Source organism: Thermoplasmata archaeon, from assembly GCA_038729465.1.
In the GTDB taxonomy this organism is placed as follows: domain Archaea; phylum Thermoplasmatota; class Thermoplasmata; order Thermoplasmatales; family ARK-15; genus JAVRLB01.
Genome location: JAVYRZ010000002.1, coordinates 98,977 through 118,146, shown reverse-complemented (window position 1 = coordinate 118,146; position 19,170 = coordinate 98,977). Strand labels below are relative to the sequence as shown.

At 34.6% G+C, this 19,170-nt stretch carries 20 protein-coding genes; 7 read left to right on the top strand and 13 right to left on the bottom strand.

Annotated elements, in window-relative coordinates:
- On the bottom strand, nt 1–523 hold a 523-nt coding region (locus tag QXQ25_01475; GenBank protein ID MEM0160375.1), incomplete at its 3' end, for a transposase.
- 138 nt (nt 524–661) lie between these two features.
- Complete coding sequence (locus QXQ25_01470) at nt 662–1,807, bottom strand: pyridoxal phosphate-dependent aminotransferase (GenBank protein MEM0160374.1); 1,146 nt, start codon at nt 1,805–1,807, stop codon at nt 662–664.
- A gap of 420 nt (nt 1,808–2,227) precedes the next feature.
- Between QXQ25_01470 and QXQ25_01465 the strand changes: the two genes are divergently transcribed.
- Nucleotides 2,228–2,530, top strand: a complete 303-nt coding sequence (locus QXQ25_01465) for a transcription factor S (GenBank protein MEM0160373.1) — start codon at nt 2,228–2,230, stop codon at nt 2,528–2,530.
- On the opposite strand, the gene QXQ25_01460 is transcribed toward QXQ25_01465, so the two are convergent.
- Genes QXQ25_01460 through QXQ25_01450 form a run of 3 tightly spaced genes read right to left on the bottom strand, consistent with a single transcriptional unit; the run spans nt 2,527 to nt 5,574 of the window.
- Nucleotides 2,527–2,949 (bottom strand): hypothetical protein, encoded by a 423-nt coding sequence (locus tag QXQ25_01460; protein MEM0160372.1) that lies wholly within the window; start codon nt 2,947–2,949, stop codon nt 2,527–2,529. The genes QXQ25_01465 and QXQ25_01460 overlap by 4 nt on opposite strands.
- 40 nt (nt 2,950–2,989) lie before the next feature.
- Nucleotides 2,990–3,835: a thiamine pyrophosphate-dependent enzyme gene (locus QXQ25_01455; GenBank protein MEM0160371.1), complete on the bottom strand. Its 846-nt coding sequence runs from the start codon at nt 3,833–3,835 to the stop codon at nt 2,990–2,992.
- A gap of 2 nt (nt 3,836–3,837) precedes the next feature.
- Nucleotides 3,838–5,574 carry a 2-oxoacid:acceptor oxidoreductase subunit alpha gene (locus QXQ25_01450; protein MEM0160370.1) on the bottom strand — a complete coding sequence of 579 codons (1,737 nt, stop codon included), beginning with the start codon at nt 5,572–5,574 and terminating at the stop codon, nt 3,838–3,840.
- Nucleotides 5,575–5,767: 193 nt separating this feature from the next.
- On the opposite strand from QXQ25_01450, the gene QXQ25_01445 reads away from it, so the two are divergent.
- The 3 genes from QXQ25_01445 (at nt 5,768) to QXQ25_01435 (ending at nt 7,727) form a co-directional block, all read left to right on the top strand.
- Nucleotides 5,768–6,694: a malate dehydrogenase gene (locus QXQ25_01445; protein MEM0160369.1), complete on the top strand. Its 927-nt coding sequence runs from the start codon at nt 5,768–5,770 to the stop codon at nt 6,692–6,694.
- A 96-nt stretch (nt 6,695–6,790) separates the two neighbouring features.
- Nucleotides 6,791–7,180, top strand: coding sequence for a cell division protein SepF (sepF, locus tag QXQ25_01440; protein ID MEM0160368.1), 390 nt, complete (start codon nt 6,791–6,793; stop codon nt 7,178–7,180).
- 25 nt (nt 7,181–7,205) lie between these two features.
- Nucleotides 7,206–7,727, top strand: coding sequence for a 2-oxoacid:acceptor oxidoreductase family protein (locus tag QXQ25_01435; GenBank protein MEM0160367.1), 522 nt, complete (start codon nt 7,206–7,208; stop codon nt 7,725–7,727).
- Here QXQ25_01435 and QXQ25_01430 read toward each other — a convergent pair.
- From QXQ25_01430 to QXQ25_01410, 5 genes are all read right to left on the bottom strand, one after another.
- Nucleotides 7,719–8,816, bottom strand: a complete 1,098-nt coding sequence (locus QXQ25_01430; protein MEM0160366.1) for an ATP-NAD kinase family protein — start codon at nt 8,814–8,816, stop codon at nt 7,719–7,721. The two genes, QXQ25_01435 and QXQ25_01430, sit on opposite strands and share 9 nt — an antisense overlap.
- A 277-nt stretch (nt 8,817–9,093) precedes the next feature.
- On the bottom strand, nt 9,094–9,627 hold the full coding sequence (locus QXQ25_01425) for a Holliday junction resolvase (protein ID MEM0160365.1): 534 nt from the start codon (nt 9,625–9,627) through the stop codon (nt 9,094–9,096).
- 25 nt (nt 9,628–9,652) lie between these two features.
- A complete protein-coding gene (locus QXQ25_01420) occupies nt 9,653–10,396 on the bottom strand; it encodes an acyl-CoA dehydratase activase (protein ID MEM0160364.1) in 744 nt (247 codons plus the stop codon).
- A 59-nt stretch (nt 10,397–10,455) separates the two neighbouring features.
- Nucleotides 10,456–11,670 (bottom strand): MFS transporter, encoded by a 1,215-nt coding sequence (locus tag QXQ25_01415; protein ID MEM0160363.1) that lies wholly within the window; start codon nt 11,668–11,670, stop codon nt 10,456–10,458.
- 336 nt (nt 11,671–12,006) lie between these two features.
- Nucleotides 12,007–12,678, bottom strand: coding sequence for a phosphoglycolate phosphatase (locus tag QXQ25_01410; GenBank protein MEM0160362.1), 672 nt, complete (start codon nt 12,676–12,678; stop codon nt 12,007–12,009).
- Nucleotides 12,679–12,729: 51 nt separating this feature from the next.
- Here QXQ25_01410 and QXQ25_01405 point away from each other — a divergent pair, with 51 nt between their 5' ends.
- Entirely contained in the window at nt 12,730–13,038 is a 309-nt protein-coding gene (locus QXQ25_01405) for an RNAase P (protein MEM0160361.1), read from the top strand.
- A gap of 13 nt (nt 13,039–13,051) precedes the next feature.
- On the opposite strand, the gene QXQ25_01400 is transcribed toward QXQ25_01405, so the two are convergent.
- The 3 genes from QXQ25_01400 to QXQ25_01390 form a co-directional block, all read right to left on the bottom strand.
- On the bottom strand, nt 13,052–13,306 hold the full coding sequence (locus QXQ25_01400; protein ID MEM0160360.1) for a hypothetical protein: 255 nt from the start codon (nt 13,304–13,306) through the stop codon (nt 13,052–13,054).
- Nucleotides 13,307–13,679: 373 nt separating this feature from the next.
- Nucleotides 13,680–14,837: a cytochrome ubiquinol oxidase subunit I gene (locus tag QXQ25_01395; protein ID MEM0160359.1), complete on the bottom strand. Its 1,158-nt coding sequence runs from the start codon at nt 14,835–14,837 to the stop codon at nt 13,680–13,682.
- Nucleotides 14,834–16,390, bottom strand: coding sequence for a cytochrome ubiquinol oxidase subunit I (locus QXQ25_01390; protein MEM0160358.1), 1,557 nt, complete (start codon nt 16,388–16,390; stop codon nt 14,834–14,836). Before QXQ25_01390 ends, QXQ25_01395 begins: the two co-directional genes overlap by 4 nt.
- Nucleotides 16,391–16,688: 298 nt before the next feature.
- Here QXQ25_01390 and QXQ25_01385 point away from each other — a divergent pair, with 298 nt between their 5' ends.
- Both QXQ25_01385 and QXQ25_01380 read left to right on the top strand, forming a co-directional pair.
- Nucleotides 16,689–17,618 carry a 2-hydroxyacid dehydrogenase gene (locus QXQ25_01385; GenBank protein ID MEM0160357.1) on the top strand — a complete coding sequence of 310 codons (930 nt, stop codon included), beginning with the start codon at nt 16,689–16,691 and terminating at the stop codon, nt 17,616–17,618.
- Complete coding sequence (locus QXQ25_01380; GenBank protein MEM0160356.1) at nt 17,618–19,159, top strand: thiamine pyrophosphate-binding protein; 1,542 nt, start codon at nt 17,618–17,620, stop codon at nt 19,157–19,159. The genes QXQ25_01385 and QXQ25_01380 overlap by 1 nt, the downstream gene beginning before the upstream one ends.
- The last annotated feature ends 11 nt before the right edge of the window (nt 19,160–19,170 follow it).

Below are 19,170 nucleotides of genomic sequence, written 5' to 3'. Positions count from 1 at the left end.
CTTGCTCTTTTGAATCTTCTATTTCATACACTATTTCTGCTATGTATCCTACACCCTGTGGCACTATTCTAACCTCTCTTAAATTTACCTCCTTTAATCTGGTCTCTAGCTCTAGATTAATTAATCTTGGAAATTTTAATAATCCATTTTCTATTATACACTGCTGATTTGTGAATATTAAAATATGCTCGCTGTCCTTTTTCTTGTATTTTGGCAGTTTTGGTATTTCTATAAACTTTTCAGAACGCTTTTTCCATTTTTTTATGGATCTGAAAAATGAGTTCCAAGACCGATCCAGCAATCGGAGAATCTGCTGTGAAGTAGCTGCTGGTAACGATCGATAGTTCTTAGAACTATTCATAATTTTATCAAGATCATTGTATCTGATCCACCATTTATTATGAAAAAACTCCTGCCTTATTATATAATTAGCTTTATTGTAAAGATTTTTAGAGAGATGTGTAAGTTTTCGAAGTTCATCATTTTCACAAATCTGGATCTGCTCTGTTCTTTTAACTTTCATAATACATCTCAATTAAATGGTGTTTTCTTTTTGAACAACAGTGCAATAATGATCCTATTTTTATAAGTCCTTTCATCCCTTAGTTTTCATTGTTAATATCTTAGCATACATATGATATATAGTTATCACTTTTTCTAACTATAAAGCATTTTTTATTCTTCTTATGCCTTCTTCAATATTTTCAGTATTTGTAGCAAAAGAGAATCTAACATGATCTTTCCCATTTTCACCGAACGCAGATCCTGGGGTCAGGCTAACCTGAGCTTTATCAAGCAGATATTCAGTGAATTCTAAATCATTCATATTTTTATAATCAAATTTTGGGAATATGTAAAATGTAGCTTTGGGTACCTCAAACTCGAAAATACCGAGCTCTTTTAATAACTTAGATATAAGATTCCTCCTTTTTAAAAATTCAGCAACCATGTTTTTTACTGTTTGCATATTTTTAAACGCGTTTACTGCCGCATACTGCGCAAATGATACTGAACAGGTAATTGTCTGTTGCTGTAACTTATTGATCTGATATATTTCAGGTTCAGATGCTATCAGGTACCCCAATCTCCAGCCAGTCATGGCATAAGATTTTGAAAAACCATTTACTATTATTGTATGATCTAGATTTTTGTCAAATGAGCCAATTGAAACATGCTCTCCTTCATAAATTATCTTCTCATAGATCTCATCCGATAATATTATTATATTGTTATCTTCAGCAATATCATTTAAAAACCTGAGATCGTCAACCGATAAAATAGATCCTGTAGGATTTGAAGGTGTATTTATAAGTATCATTTTTGTGTTTTTATTTAATTTCCGCTTGATTGATTCTTGATCTAGAGCATATCCATTGGATTCATCTAATGTGTAAGATACTGGTTTTCCATCATTTAGTTTAACCATCTCATGATATGAAACCCATCCTGGATCTGGCAAAAGTACCTCATCGTTTTTATTGATATGCGCAGCAATCGCCATATATAACCCCAACTTTGTGGGTGTTACTATCACGTTCTTATAATTGGCATTAACTTTATTTTCAACTGTGTATTTATCTGCAATCGCCATACGCAAAGGTTCAATGCCATTTGAATTTGTATAATGTGTTTTCCCCTCAAGCATTGCCTTATATGCAGCATTTATAATATCCACCGGCGTTGCGAAATCCGGCTCTCCTACTGAAAAAGATACAATATTTAATCCTTTTTTTCTTAGCTCTTCCTCCTTATTCATTAAACTAACGGTAGAGGATTGCTCAATTTTCAGTACACGATCAGAAAACATAACAGGTGAATCTCTAAGCGATATATATAATTTTACCTTCTGGTACTCTCTGTCAACTATTGCAGGATATCATCCTTCATAAAGTTAACTTTTCATAGATATAAAAAAATAGATCCAGTAGCTTATAAATATATATTCATTTTGTTACCTCCAAATGTATATTCTTTATTTTTCGGTACTTTAGAGCAATCTCAAAATTTGAATCTGACACTAAAAAGAATATGTCTCAGATATAATAATATCTGGGTTATAATTTATGTTAATGATCAATGCAGATTTTCGGTGCAGTTCCATGATCGATAACCTACCATTTTGGGCTATTTTCTAGTGTTGAAAATCTGGCAATCTTGTTTTTCATTACCAGATCACTTTAGAAAATCTGGAAAAATGTTATATACAGATTCTGCATTCATATACATTATGTTCTGTCCTAAATGTGGTGCTTTAATGTATCCTTCTGGAGGTAAATTAGTATGCAAAAAATGTGGATATTCAGAGGATATTGGAAATAAGGATATTAGAGTTGTTGAAAAAAGCAAAGAAAAAGAGTTGATCGTTATTACGGAAGAATTAAATACACTGCCTGTGGATGACAATGTTACCTGCCCAAAATGCGATCAAACTGGAGCGTATTATATGATAAGGCAGACCCGTGCATCGGATGAACCTGAAACCAGGTTTTATATCTGCAAGCATTGTGGATATAAGTGGAGAGAATATTAGGCGTATCCATACCCATCTGTTTTCTTGTCAGGCTGTTTAGGGGGCATGAATTGTGCTGGTGGTGGAGTAGGTGGGGGCAATCTAACTTCTTTTGAAAGGCATGTTGCCTCGATTATGCAGTTGTTTATGATAACGCCATGAATCTCATTTACGTTCTCGTCAGGAATTCTTCTTTTTTTAGTCCATTCTTCTTCTAGTTTGCCTGCGTCACCTTCATAAATCAAAGTGCCTTCAATAGATATAGATCCTATACCAGCATAGGTCGCAGTGTACCTGAACGTTATTTCTGCGGTTTTATCATCAATCTTCTTAATAGAGTTAATTGTACTGTTATTGTCTATTCTCACTTCAAAGCTCATATTTTCCGGTTTTATAAATCTCTTTGCCTCTATTGCATCTATCTGAAATAATTTAATCATTTTTTATCACCATTAAATCTAGAAAGATATATATCTTGAATTATAAAAACTCTTTTAAAGCCTCATCTTTATTGATCTGTATCTTATCTTTACTCAGGTTCACAGTTTTTAATACTGGATCAAGATCCTCATATTTCGGTCTTGATATTTCATAAAAAATGCCAATAGGTATTTTTTCAGTTTCTAATGCTTTATTGTAAGCATATGAAAAATCTGTTATGTGCTCTTCGTCAAGTTTGTATGTTTTCTGCTTAAAATATTCATAAGTATCTAGTTTGTTCCATGTAATGCAAGGGCTCATCACATCTATTAAAGAGAAACCTTTATGCTCTATGGCCCTTTGTATCAGCATTTCTAGGTGAGCCAGCTCTCCTGAAAAGCCTCTAGCTACAAATGTAGCTCCTGCACTTAGAGCTATTGTTAATGGATTTATCGGATACTCTACATTTCCATAAGGTGTGGTCTTTGTTATCATTCCAAGCTCTGACGTTGGAGATGCCTGACCAGTAGTTAACCCAAATATTTGGTTGTCTGAAACAATGTATGTTATATCCACATTTCTTTTTGCCGCGTGGATAAGATGATTTGTGCCTTCAAAATACCCATCTCCATCACCTCCATATGCAATTACTGTTAAGTCTGGATTACTCCATTTAATTGCCTGCGCTACAGGCAATAATCTCCCGTGAATACCATGGAAACCGTATGTGTTTAGATATTCAGGCATGTTGCTTGAACATCCGATCCCAGATACTGTAACAACGTTATATGGCTCTATATTTAGTTTTGAGAGCACTGATCTTATTGCATTGTGCTGTGCAAAATTGCCACAGCCAGGGCACCAGTCTGGCTTAACGCGAGGGTGAACATAAATTTTCTGATCCATAATTATAGCGCCTCCTTATTTAAAATCAATTTTTTAATCTCTTCTCTTAAATCTTTTTCATAAAATGGTTCTCCATCATATTTAGTTATTACTTTCAGTGGCGTCAATCCAAAATTAGATCTTATTAACCTTGCTAGCTGACCTGTATAATTATTTTCGACTACCACAAACCTTCTATTTTTTAATTTATCTTTAATATCCGGATTCATGGGGTAAGGTCTGTTTATCTCTAAAGCACCTACCTTATATCCTTCTTTTCGCAATGATTCTACTGTTTCTTCTACTACACCCTGTGTAGAGCCCCACTGAACAATTATGAACTCTGCATCATTGAGCATGTATTCAGGTGTGGCAGGCATAGTTTTTATATATTCCTCCAGTTTTCTCATTCTCTTTTCTACAGACTTGCCCCTTAATATAGGGTCTAAGACCGCATCGCTTATGACATCCCCATATTCATTATGCTCATCGCTATCCTCTTCATGCATCAGGTTCATCGTTCCGGGCATGGCTCTGTAAGAGATTCCATCATCTGTATATTCATACCTTTTATAATCTGTAAATTTAGAGTCCGCGATCTTGCCACGATCTATATTATAATCAAAGTTAAAGTCAGTAACAGCTTCCATTCTTTCTGCAAGATAGAGGTCAGACATAACAATAACAGGCAATTGATATCTTTCTGCAAGGTTAAATGCTTCTCTTGTACAGTAAAAGCAGTCCTCTACATTTCTGGGTGCAAGAATAATCTTTGGATATTCTCCCTGTGATGCTCCCAAAACCTGATTGAGGTCTGATTGCTCTGTTTTTGTTGGCAATCCTGTCGAAGGCCCTGCTCTCTGTGCTTCGTAAACAACTAAAGGTATCTCCATCATGCCAGCCATTCCTAATGCTTCGGTCATCAAGGCAAATCCACCACCAGAAGAACCGGTCATGGCTCTTATTCCAGCATAATTAGCGCCAATAGCCATATTTATTGCCGAAATTTCATCTTCTACAACTTTTACGAGAATCTTATATTTAATTGCATGATTTGCTAGCCAGTGCAAAGCAGAGGATGCAGGAGTCATAGGATATGCAAAATATGCTTTCATACCAGCAGCTACTGCGCCCAATCCAACCGCTTCTCCTCCGCCCATCAAATATGTTTTTCTATCTGTAATTCTTAATGAAGTAACAAATGGTTCCAATAAATAAGAGTTATAACCGTCTATTAGGGCATCTTCGTTTTCTGTAACGATTTTACCTTTAGCCCCAAACTGTTCTTCTATTATTTTCCGCATTGGTTCTATCTCGAATCTTATTGCCTTGATAAGTGAGCCTAATGCGACCATATTTCTTACTAATGTATTCGAGCTATGCTTTTTTGCGATCGCAGATAATGGTAATTCTCTGAATCTTGGATCTTTTGTTCCTATCTTCAGACTTTCATCAAATATTGCAATACCGTCTTTCGCCAGCGGCGCCGCACCGCCCTCATTTATTTTTTCATTGGTATGCCTGAAAACGCCGTCACTTGTTAAAGATATAAGTATATGCAAATCGTTTCCATGAGTTTTTACTTTATCATTTGATACCCTTATCTGATACCAACTTTGCCCACCTCGAATCAGATCCTGATAGTAATTGTAGGTGAACACATATAATCCGTTTCTCTGAAAATATTTGGCTAGCATAGTTCCTGCAGACTGCACTCCATCTCCTGCAGCCCCCGCTATTCTAATTATTAAATCATTCACATTTTTCACCAGCTTGTAACATAAAAGTCATAATTATTATTTAAATTCTATGATTTTTTGAATATTATTTTTTAAAAAGTATTCCATAGATCATATCGCGTGATTAAATTATAGAAACCTAACAAACAATATATAAAATATGCTCGAAAAAAAAAGAAAAATATTAAATATTGCGGGCGGTATTAACATATTTATGATATCAATAATAGGTTCCGGAAGAGTAGGTGCAACAACTGCCGCTTTTTTAATGTTTGGTGATGTGGATAACAACATCACACTGATAGATGTGGTTGAGGGAGTACCACAGGGAGAAGCTTTGGATCTAAATCACACAGCCGCAATACTTGGTAAGGCTGTGACCTTAAAAGGCTCAAATAACTTTGAAGACATAAAAGGTAGTGATATAGTTATAGTAACCGCTGGATTGGCCAGAAAACCAGGAATGACCAGAGAAGAGCTTGCTGCCAAAAATGCGGAGATTGTGTCTGGTGTGGCAGAAAATATTAAAAAATATGCTCCTAATGCAATAGTAATTATCACCACAAATCCTCTAGATGCAATGGTCACGGTTTTAAACAACAAATTAAAGTTCCCGCGAAATAGAATAATAGGGTTTAGTGGTATATTGGATTCCAGGAGAATGGCCTATTACTCTGCACAATATATAGGTATTTCTCCAGCAGCTATAATGCCTTTGGTTTTAGGACAGCACGGAGAAAACATGTATCCTGTACCTGAATTATCCATGGTCTATGGAAAGAGTCTTAAATCTTTTCTCACCGAGGAACAGTATGGAAAAGTTGTGAAAGATACCGTAAATGCTGGTGCTACTGTAACAAATCTGAGAAAATTCAGCAGTAACTGGGGCCCGGCCGCAGGAATTTTACTGATGGTTGATGCTATAAAGAAAGACCGAAAAATAGCTTTAGAAGCTAGTGTGTATCTTGATGGAGAATACGGAGTGAAAAATATATTTGCAGAAGTGCCAGTAATACTAGGAAAAGGTGGCATGGAAAAAATCATAGAGGTTGAATTAACCCCGTCACAGAAAGAACAGTTCATAAAAAGCATAGAAGCAATAAAAGCAAATTTGAAGCAGGTACCTGCAAACTATTTATAAAATCTTCTTTTATTTTTTATTTGTTCTTTAAAGATAAAAAATCAGAAAGATTTTTATCTTAATAATTTAATTACCATGTGAAAGGTGAAAACTACTATGCCAGCATTTATTAGAAGAAAACAGATTAAAACGCTTGAAAAATCAGCAGCTATTGGTACAGAGCCTAGAAAATTCATAGATTTGAACGATTTCGAGCCGGGTGTTGAAAGCACTGCATCAGGTCCTATAATTAAGATCGCAGAGATCTCCAGATTTGAAGATCTTAATTCGGTTACAGATGTAGTATATAATGGAGATATCTTGGTTATAGATTACAGTATACTTGCAAGTGACGAACTAACGCTGAGAAGAATTGTTGGAGAACTGAAGAATGTCGCGAAGGATGTTAATGGAGATGTGGCAGGTATTGGAAAGAATTTGTTGTTTTTAACTCCTTCTGGTATGAAAATAGACAGAAACAAAATCAAGATTGGTGCCAAACAATAAATGTTGTATTTCGAGTGATCCATCAATGTTATCCATAAAATTCGCGGGATCTGGAGGACAGGGTGCTATACTTGCAGGTATGATACTTGGCAAAGCTTGCGCAATATATGAAGACAAAGAAGTGGTGTTTACTGAGAGTTATGGTGCAGAAACCCGGGGCGGATTTTCCAGCTCTTCAGTGATTTTGTCTGACACGAAGATAGACTATCCGTATATTATAAACGCTGATATTCTTGTTGCAATGTCTCAAAAAGGCTATAATACGTTCAAAGATATATTGAAAGAGGATGGGTTGTTAATATACGAAAAAGATCTGGTAAAAATAAATGCTGAGAAAAACAGTAAAGGTATATCCGCTACAAATATTGCAAAAGAAAATCTTGGAAAAACCATATATGTCAATCTGGTCATTCTTGGATATCTGACAAGAATTACAAAGATTGTGTCAGAAAAAGCAATGATTAATGCTATTAAAGATTCTGTGCCAGAAAAAACATTTGAGGCAAACAAAAATGCATTTTATCTTGGATTTAACGTCTCAAATTAGTTTTAAAACTTTCATCTTTTGAAATCCAACAATGATCTTATAATACCCTTTAAATTTGTTATCTATTTTTTCAGAGCCTGTATCTATTTTTAAAAATTTTAAATTCATTATTTTCTGCTCTGTGGCTACTATAATAAGATCTTTCTTTTCAAATCGCTCAAGCACTTTTTCGGAAATCTGAAGGTTTCCGCGGCCAAGTATAAAACCTTGGTTTCCAATGGGAGATAATATAATTTTTTTATTACTGTAATTTTTAATTAACTCTAATATTTTTTTTTCATTAAGATCTTTTCCAACCAGTTCTCTATTGTAAATAGCATCAATTCCTAGCAAAGTTCCTGACAAGTTATAAAGCTCCAATATCTTCTTTGCAGTAGTTCCCGCTCCTATCAGATACAATGTATCCGAACTCATCGTATCGTAAAGGTACTCTGCAATACCTTGCTTACTTTCTTCCTCATCAACGCCATAATACTCAGCTTTACTCTGCTGCATTAGATCAGGTATATATATGGTATTCACCGTTCTGTAAAATTTAATCTTAAGATTGTTTTCAGAGTATGCTTGCTCATCAATATCTAATATCTCAGCCTCTATTCTATCCGCCTCATCTTCTAAAAATTTTTTCAATATTTCTGCCGCTTCCTTAGGCCTGTTTGCAAATACACCAGAATACATCTTCACGCCGCTCGGGATTCCGAGTATTGGCGTATCCTTGCATTCTGATGCAATGTCTCTGGCAGTACCATCTCCACCTACAAAAATTATAAGATCTACATTTAATTTCAATAATTCTTTTACTGCTGCTATCGTATCTGTTTTATCAGTATTCTGCCCCGCAAAATAGACAATGTGATATTTTAAATTCTTGAATTTAAGTGCATTTTCACCCATTTTACCAGAACATGTAAAAAATTCAATGCTGTAAGAGACATGCTCTAAAAACTCTAAAGCTCTATGCTCTGATATCTCTTTTGCACCTAATTTTACGGCCTCTTCTACTTTAAAATCCGTGCCTTTAAGCCCTACTTTCCCACCCATGCCTGCAACTGGATTTATTATAAATCCTATCTTTTTCATATTGCTCATAAACCAACTTAATATCATATAGTTTTCTCTCGTTCGGTGCTGTTAATTCTTCTATGAAAAATGTTTATTTGAAAAGCATCCCTTTTCAATTAGCACAATAGAAATATTGTAGATTGTTCTAATCTGGCGCTCTCTTCTCTCTAAAAGAAGATTTTACCCACCCGCAAACCCATAAATAAAGATTTAAATTAGAACAATAGAGAACCACGATAAAGAATAAGAGTATAAATATAAAATAAACTTGAAAAAATCCTGAAATATTATGGTAAATGAAAGTTTATTCAGTGTTCTTTAGCTTTTTAAAGTTCATATAACTCAAAAGTTTATTTAATGGAAATCCTTCATTCCATTTTAAAATATAGTTACCTTTTGAGGACATTGAAACTTCAGGCAATAACCTATGCAATAATTTCAGGTTTCCGTCCAATTTTTCGACTTTCAGAGCAAATATTCTCCATGGATCTCCTCCAGCCCTCTTGAGCCTGTATGCATAAACAGGAAACACATGTGCACGTTCAGTTTCCTGTATCAGGTGCAATGCCTGATTCTGAGCTCTGCTACTCGCTTCTGCAAATCTTATTACTTCGAACTTTGAGCTTTTCACTTCAATAGGAAATGAAAAATCATCTCTTATGACAACCAGATCTACACCCAAAGATCCGGCAGCTCTAAGAACTAAAAATGGATGTTTTAGCATCGATTGATATCCTGTTTTCTCCTCTTCATTTAGGTTTTTAGATATCCTTTCAATTATCTTATCATTTCCGTTAAGTATCTCTTTTAGTTCACGTTCGTAAACACTCCCGCTCATAAAGTAAGCAATGTGAACGCCTTATTTAAAAATTTTCTGATTTTTCAGCGATTTCATGTTTTTTCAGTTTTTCAAGATAATAGGCACAGCCTATTGCGCCGTTTAGCTGTGGTTCTTCAGGAATAATAACATTGAACTCTGTTTCTTGCTCTATGATCTCTTTTAATGCCTTGTTCTTTGCCACACCGCCAGTAAATATCAAATTCTCTGACCTATATCTTTTCAAAAATGGTTTTATTTTCTCGAAAATGGTCCAGTTCACTCCAGCCATTAATGATTGTTTTGATTTCCCTTCCATTATCTTGGATATTAATTCAGTTTCTGCAAAAACTGTGCAGACCGAATTTAAAATAACTGGATTAGAGTAATAAGAAGATAACTCTTCTATGTCTATATCGAATACTGTGCTCATCTTCTCTAAGAACCTTCCCGTTCCTGCTGCACATTTATCATTAGTGTAAAAGTCGATTATTGCTGAATCCTTAACATAAATTATTTTGAAATCCTGACCCCCAATGTCCAAGATTGTGAAATTTTTTAGTTGTGTTTGCCAAAATGCTCCCAACACATGCGCCCTGATCTCCGGGATGCTTTTTAGACTTGGAACAGAATATCTCCCATATCCTGTCGTAATATAATCTTCCCAGTCTTTTTTAGACCCATATATAAATTTGATAGTAGGCTCTATCTTTTTATATGCAATAGTATGATCCTCTAAATGCACTATTTTTGTAGTAGTGCTACCTATATCCAGTCCTTTATATACCATGTTAAGGGGCATAGCTATTTTCAAATATTTAAATCTGATGTATAATCTTTAGGGATAAACTATTTTTCAGTTAAAGGCTCTTTAACATATAGAAGTGCGATTATCAAGCCTATAAACACGAATATCATTGCTATATAAAAGTTCAATACCAGGCTCAGATATGTTGCAGCTATTATCCCAACAATAGGCCCTATAACCCAACCCCCAGTTTGTGCAGTATTTAACAATGCCTGCCCCCTTGCCATTTTATCTTTCGGAGAGACGCTTGCAATGTATGTCGAACTCCCGATCAGAAAAGCAGACCATTTTATACCAGATATTAACTCTGCAACTATCATTAATTGTGGTGATGGCATTATCGAAAATAGTATGAATGTAATAATATATCCTACAATTCCTATCAATAAAGTGATTCTCTTCCCTAGCTTATCCACTATATATCCCATTAAAGGCATAGTGACCGTAATTGATATTGCTTCTATACCATATAAAAAACCGACCCATTGCTGCCCGAATTTGTCAAAATAGATTGGAAGAAGTGAATATACTTCACCAGATCCTGACATCACAAATAATACTGTAAAAAATATTATTATTATTTTTCTGTTTGTTTTCCACATTTTTATAGCTTCTTTTATGTTTAAAGGCATCCTGCCTGGCTTACCTTCATGCCTAAATACTGGAAACGGTATTTTCGATCTGTCGATTGGTACTTTCTTCTCTTTTATGAATATTATGCCTATTAATGCAGACAGTAAAAGCAATATAAAGGCAATTACAAAAACTGCTTTAACACTGTGAAAATATACTACTGCAGCACTTCCTAGTAAGCTGCCCACCGTGTATCCTAGCTCTGAAAAAGAGTTGAATATGCCAAAATAGATACCGGTATGTGCTCCGGCCATCTCCACTATTAATGCTGATGATGCAGGTGTGCTCATCGATGTAACCATGCCTTGTATGCTCCGATATCCAAGGACTATAAGTGGTGATACAGTTGATGCTATTACATAGTATAGAAAACCAGACCCTAGCACTCCCGTGCTGATAAATATTTTTCTATTGTGGTATTTATCTGACATTTTACCCCATGGATACTGAAACACGCTTGCAAATATATTGTATAAAATTGATAGTAATCCTACAGCCAGTAATGATCCACCAAGAATTTCTATATAAACAGGCAAATATGGCCATGCCATTCCCCAACCTATATTTGCAAGCATGAATGTTACCGATAGGGCAATTAAATTTTTATCCTTGTACCAATCCATATTTATTAAATGATAGACATTGTAAATCCCTTTATTAATATTACGCTAATTTAATATATCTTAAAAAACAGAAAGAGCATGTCAATATCCCCAGCAATATTGTGGTTTATTCGTGCTATAACTATGAAACCATAGTTGCAGTGCAAACATCTTGATTATATTTTTTGGCATTTATAGTCATTTTTATTATCCTTCATTATGATCCGTATTTCATGATATTTCCATACCTATTCGTGATAATAATATTAGATACAGTTTTAAGATAGATATAAGTGTTTGACTGGCAGATTGCACTGATGATAAGAATATTAAGATCTTTAATAAAAATAAATATTTTTAAATTATGCCGAATAGTTTCAATGTTTCTACTACGCCCTCTCCACCATTTTTCTCAGCTACTATCTTAGCGTTTTTTTTCACTACTTCAAATGCATTTCCTACGGCCACACCTATGCCCACATTTTTGATCATATCCACATCATTGTCACTGTCTCCAAATGCCAGAACATCATCAGGAGATATTTTCATAAGCTCTAGCGCTTTCTGTAATCCAAAAAATTTGTTTTGCTCTTTTGCAGTAACGTGAATTCCATAACCCGTAGTTTCTATACGAACATTGAAATTGGATAGTACATTTTTAATCTTCTGTATATCCAGTGAAGCATCTAGCGCTATAGATGTTTCTCGCCAGCGATCTGTTAATATTCTCTTAGCTTCCGGCATGTACTTGAGTAGATATTTATAGGCCTCGAGCACTGGCTCGATCTCAAAATATTTATAAACTTGATTGTTAAAAAGCAGTATTCCACCATTCTCCGCAATTACAGGCCCAGAAGTACCTATAAATGTCTTATATGCTAGCGTTACTGGCAGAACATTACCGCTTACAAGTATTATTTTTATGCCTTTTTCTTCAACTTTCCTGAACGCAGATAGCACATCAATATTTATTCTTCTCTGTAAATCTGTTATTGTTCCATCAATATCTGTTGCTATTACTTTTATCATTATAAAGGTATATAGAAAAGTTTTTTATTAAAGTTCTCATTCAAATAAAAAGTGAATAATTGCAATAAAAAAGCAGAAATAAAAAAGATTTCAGAGCAGAGAATTAACAAACTGTTCAATTTGGCAATAGAGTATACCAAAAAAGGTAACTTTGACCAAGCAAAAAAATATGTGAGCTCTGCACTTAAAATTTCATCACATTACAAAGTTCCAGTGCCAGAGCAGTATAAACATATTTATTGCAAAAGATGTAACTTTATTTTAATTTCATCAAAAACTGCGCAAATAAGATTGAAAAATAAAAAGATAATAATAAAATGCCTAAATTGCGGCACTTACAGAAGATTTATAATCAAATAGAAAAAATAAAAATTTAGTCGTTAGAAGTTTCTAGTTCGAATAACACGTCTAACCCTTTTAGGGTTTCATGTATTTTATCTGCAAACCATAAAGCGTCTTCAACAGTTGCGCTGTTGCCCCATTCATATACAAAATCATATATTCCAGTGAGGGGTCTGAATCCTAGCGCTTCTAACCGTGCCTCAATCTCTGTTGGTTTTGCTCCTTCACTATGAAATGTTATTTTTAAATAGGTTTTCATTTTTGCTCCACCTATATTTGTTTCCATTATTTATTATTTTTGTTGAAATGAAGATGTCAACTCTCCGTTGATAAGCGAATGTTAATTCATTTTGCCGACACACATAGCTTTTATCTGGATCATTTAATTTGCATTGTTTTCGAAATATGTGAGCTGTGTTAATTGACAATTTTTTCAAAGGAGAATTGACAAATCCACTGAATTGATTTTGTAATCTTTCGTTTAAAACCCGTATTAATCTAAATATAAATTATAATTTTAAAACTGCAGCGGGCAATTAACTCAATGTTATGGATTTGATAAATTCTAAATAATAACCAATTAATTTTTGCAATATGTTGTTACGAAAAATTTTGATGTAAGATTAAAAAAATGTGCTAAAAAATTTAATAAAAAATTGTTAAATTTTAGCTTTAAAAGCTTTTATGAATACCCAGTATAAAAGTATACAGAACATAATCATCAAAAAACCAGAGATTACTATCGCCACGTAAGCAAAGCTGTCAGGTATAGTCATCCACGTATTTATAAAACTAGAAGCAGGTATTCCCGTATTGCCTGTTATAACAAAATATGGAAACCTGGAAGCATCATTTAAGTACTCACCTAACGGTAATCCTATTATAGCTGCAATTAAAAGCATGTACGATATTGAATTGTGAAATTTTAATCTTTTTAGGGCTCTTAGGTTATAAAAGCTTCCAATCCATATAATGGCAATTACTATCATGAACACAATGAAAAGTGGTGTAAATTGATAGTATGTTGGCACTGAAGAATTATAAATACCGCCAAAGACCGCACTGGATATATAAGGAGCGTATTGTGTGAGCTCTATAGCGTATATTATCCCAATAACAGTTTGCAAGATCAGTGCAGGAACACCTATATAAAGACCATATTTCACTCCTTTGACATAGATACTTTTCTCTTTTTCGTTTGTGCTTTTTACATACTTTATTGCATAAAGCGCTGAAAATATCATGGTAGTTATTATTATACCACCAAGTATCCGATGCAGTGTAAAATCTGGATATAAAGGATTAAACATCACATTCCATACATTTGTGGAACTCAGCCCTACAGGATCATCTATAAAAGTAAAGATATAGTTAAACCCTATGGGTACCATCGCCGCTCCAATGATCATTAATACGCCGATTAATAGATGTACAGAGTGTCTTACTTTCCCCCATAGATAGTAATATGATGCCATACTTGGTATCGAAATTAAGATTCCTATTAATGCGATGGTTATTGGCATAAATAACTTTGATGTTGCAATAAACAATAACGTGCTCCAGTACCCTGCCAGAACGATAGTTACCCAAGTAGCCCAAACACCAGCTACAAGCTCTGATACTGCTAGATATTTGAACAGTCTCTGGGACAAAGTTAAAAGTTCCGGGTCGTTTTTCTTATAACTTCTCCATTCTAAAAATGGCACTAATATTGCAATACCAAGTACTATATTAACTAAAAAGAGATGGGCTATCAATGTAAAGCCAAGCAAATAAAATGCCATTAATACGGAACCTGAAAACGACGGAAAAATCATTTTTTATCACCTGGAAATTCTGGTTCTGGTTCTATAGATATTGTTTTTTCCTTTACTTTCCACTGAAACGATACGTACATTGCAATAGTTCCGCCAATGAAAATTGAAAGTTCAATAAATAATATCAATGCAAGATAGGATATTGTAAGATTGACAGGGGTCACAATTTCATTATATGTGATGAGGCCAAGAACGCTCCATGGGTGCCTGCCTACTTCTCTAACCATCCACCCTATAATTGCAGCTGTTATTGCAATAAAAGGTAGGACGAGGGATCCATAAAACAGTATGTCTATAGTATCCCTTCTTAGCACCGTTCTCACAAGTTTGTTTATGATCTTGGAAAAAAGGCCAAAATAAATGATGGCAAATATAAACAAAATCACTCCAAATATTACCATGATCAAGTAGAGAGGACTGAGCCAGTACTGGTTCTGTTGTGCAAAGTTTATTGTATAAAGCGCCATCCCAGGGGAGATAGATTTTGAAACAAGCGTTTTCAAATAATCGAATCCATAGAAAAAGTGATTGGGATTGCCATACAGTAATATGCTAATAATTGGGTTATTTCCACCCTGTGCTGGGATGCCTTCTAATGCCAGAAACTTGGTATACATATATGTATACTCAACTCTACCTTCAAAGTCCCCAAAAAGTGGCTGCAATAAAGATGCAATTGCAGCTACTCCAAATGGTATTTTTATGAGCTTGGCGTAATAAGCCTTTTTAGATTTATTTTTGAAATACTTTACTGCCAAGATAAAACATGCTAAGAATCCTATTACGATTATTGCAGCTGTAACTGTGTGCAAAAATAACGGGATCGTATCAGGTGAGAAAAATGAGATAAATGGATCTGTAAGCAACTGCCCAAGAGTTTGTACGGTGCTAAGGTTACCTAATATACTAGAGCCTGTAGAGGGCAATAAACTAAGTATTTTTAAAAGCGCCTGATTGTTTACAACATTTGGCCCTAAATTAGGTTCCCAAGGCAATACTTGTTGCACTATTGAGCCAGTACCCCAAGGAACGTTCATCCAAGCATTTACTGTTAATATTTGAAAACCTGACCAGATAGACCCTACACCTACTCCTATTCCAAGTATCCAGTGCTTCCACTTATATTTAAACTGATCCCAAGTATATAAATAAAGTGCAAGAAACACAATTTCTGCCATAAATGCAAAAAGTTCTATGAACATAGGCGCGAAGAAAAATGTACCAATTGCTAATAGAGATCCAGGCCATATCTGTACCAGCCCAAATTCGACTAGTGTTCCAGTAACTGCACCTGTAGCGAAAGATATCCCCCATACTCTACTGCCTCTTATAGCGGCTCTCATATATTCAGGATCTTTTTTTCTTATTGCAAGAGCCTCATAAGTAAGTACTATCAAGGGAAGTCCAAGTGCAAAAGACAAAAACCAAGCATGAACATATATACCTACAATAGTAATAATCTCAGCAAGATTTGCGTTATTCACACCTACGCCCAGTGTTGCTAATGATGATACTACAAAAACACCTGCAAAAACAACCTGGCTTTTAGTCATAATATATAATTAATAAATATGTATTATATTAATATTTCCAAAAATCGGCGCTGTCAAGTATCTGTTGAAAAATATTATCAATTAACACAGCTCACTTGTTTTGAAAACAATGCAAATTAAATGATCCGGATAAAACCTATGGCTTCGGCATAATGAAATAATATTAAATTATCAACAAAGATCTGATATTGTCCAAAGATCATAATTCTTGACCTATAATTTTTAGGTTTGTTTTTAGTTGGCTTTCTGATATAATTTTAAGAAATGTATAAATATTAGAAAAATTATGTATAAATTTATGAAATATTTGACAATAATTCCAGGTTTTATACCCACTGAAGAAATCAAAGCTACAGTGTCCCAGATATTACCGGAAATGCAAATAACTACTGATAGTTCCTTCGAATCAAGTGATGTTGAAGTGCTTGTAGTTACTACTTTTACTGCTGTGCATAAAGAGATGATTGACCGTATGCCAAATTTAAAATTTGTACAGGTGGCTAGTACAGGTTATGATAATGTAGATGTGGAGTATCTAAAAAAGAAGAATATTATGTTATGTAACATCCCAATTGCCAACAAAGAAAGCGTGGCAGAACACGTAATTGCAATGACCTTGGCATTCTTAAAAGATATTAAATTTTTAGATAATCAGTTGAGATCAAAAAACTGGCCTTTAATTACAGGATCTATGGATTTGATGGGAAAAGTAGTAGGAATTGTAGGGATGGGTAAAATAGGCATAAAACTGGTAGAACGTCTAATTCCATTTGAGGTAGGTATAATCTATTATGATATTAACAGATTACCTGAAGAACTCGAAGAAACATTAGGTATTCAATATACTGATTTTGAATACCTTCTAAAAAACTCTGACATAATCTCATTACATTTACCATTGACTGAAAAGACAAAACATCTGTTTTCTGATCACGAATTTTCAATAATGAAAGATGGAGCTATTTTTATTAATACCTCACGCGGAGAGATTGTAGACGAAAAAGCGCTAATAAAAGCGGTTAAGACTAAGGGATTAAAGGCAGGATTAGATGTCTATAACAAAGAGCCACCTGATTTTGAATCTGAGTTGTTTAAGTTAGATAATGTGCTATTTTCTCCGCATATAGCAGGGGTAACAGTAGAGAGCCAGAGAAGATTTTTAACTGAGACCATTTCGAATGTGCTTAGATATAGTCAAGGTATAGAGCCACAGTTCAGGGTGATCTGATGAAAGGCTCTGAAATTTTCAGCAAAGTTTTGGAAGATTTAGATTTGTATCCTGTATTTGGAAACCCTGGAACTACAGAGTTGCCGATGTTGAGAAATGTCAAAAACTATGTGCTTACTCTCCACGATTCTATTGCTGTAGGAATGGCTGATGGAAGGTCCCAATTCCTGAGAAAAGCAAGCTTGGTAAATCTGCATACTTTGCCTGGCCTTGCAAATTCCATGGCTTTTGTATATACTGCTAAACAGAATCATACACCGATCATTATCACTGCTGGACAACAAGATACTAGACACATGTTTTATGAGCCTATACTGTACTATGATCTTATTTCAGTAATAGGGGACGCTGTTAAATATAAGTATGAAATACATAATGTTGAAGATATTGCTCCCGCCATAAAAAAAGCTAAAAATATAGCTCTGACACCGCCGATGGGGCCAGTTTTTTTATCATTTCCTATGGATGTAATGGACCAGAATGCTAACTATTCTAAATATATTGAACATAATTCAGAATATAATCTGATAGATGTCGAATCAGTGCTACACATTGCAAATAGGTTTAATGCGGCCAAGAACCCTGCAATTGTATTTGGATATGAAATCGATCTGTTTAATGCATTTAAAGAAGCTGAAGAACTAGCACAGCATACTGGTTGCCCTGTTTATGGAGAGCCTCTGTCCAGCAGGTCTGTTTTTAATTCAGATCATAGCTCTTACGCCGGAGACCTTATGCCTGGAACTACGCTTATAAACTTAAAACTTTTAGAACATGACCTAATACTATTTGTTGGAGGAGACCTTACATTTTATCCATATTTGCCATCCCCACCATTGCCTGGCAAAGACCTAATTTTTGTTGGCTTTGGAGTGTCAAATAAGATTGGAGATTCTTATATTATGAACCCGAAACTATTTTTAAAAGAATTTAAGAAGCATGCGCTTAAAAAATCTAATTTTAAAAGACCAGATGACCTTACGTTTGCAAACAAGGTGGCGAGAGAGAAAAAAGTGATGGGTGTAAGTTATGTAATGTACATTGCAAAAAAATACTTTGCAGGATATACAATAGTGGATGAATCAATTTCCTCATCCTATGTAGTCAGGTCCATTTTTGGATATGGGTACAATCGTTATTTTACCGCAAAAAGTGGGCAATTAGGTTGGGCAAATGCAGCATCATTAGGAATCGCAATGCACAGCAACAAGGTACTGGAAATTGTTGGAGATGGAGCTTTTATGTACACGATCCAGAGTCTGTGGACAGCTAAAAAATATCATTTGCCAGTAAAATATCTGGTCCTAAATAATGGTGGGTATAATATTTTAAAGAGCTTTGCAAAAAGCTATTATCCAGAGCTTGAGAACGCAGAATATTTAACTTTAAACTTGGACATAGAAAACATAGTTAAAGGCTTTGGAATAGACGTAATGGTTGCTGGTGCTGATTTGAAAGAAATAGAGTGGTTAAAAGAGGGAGATTATGCGAAAGTGCTAGTTGTAAACGTAGATAAAACCGTACCTAAATTATTTTTATAATCTTAAAAAAT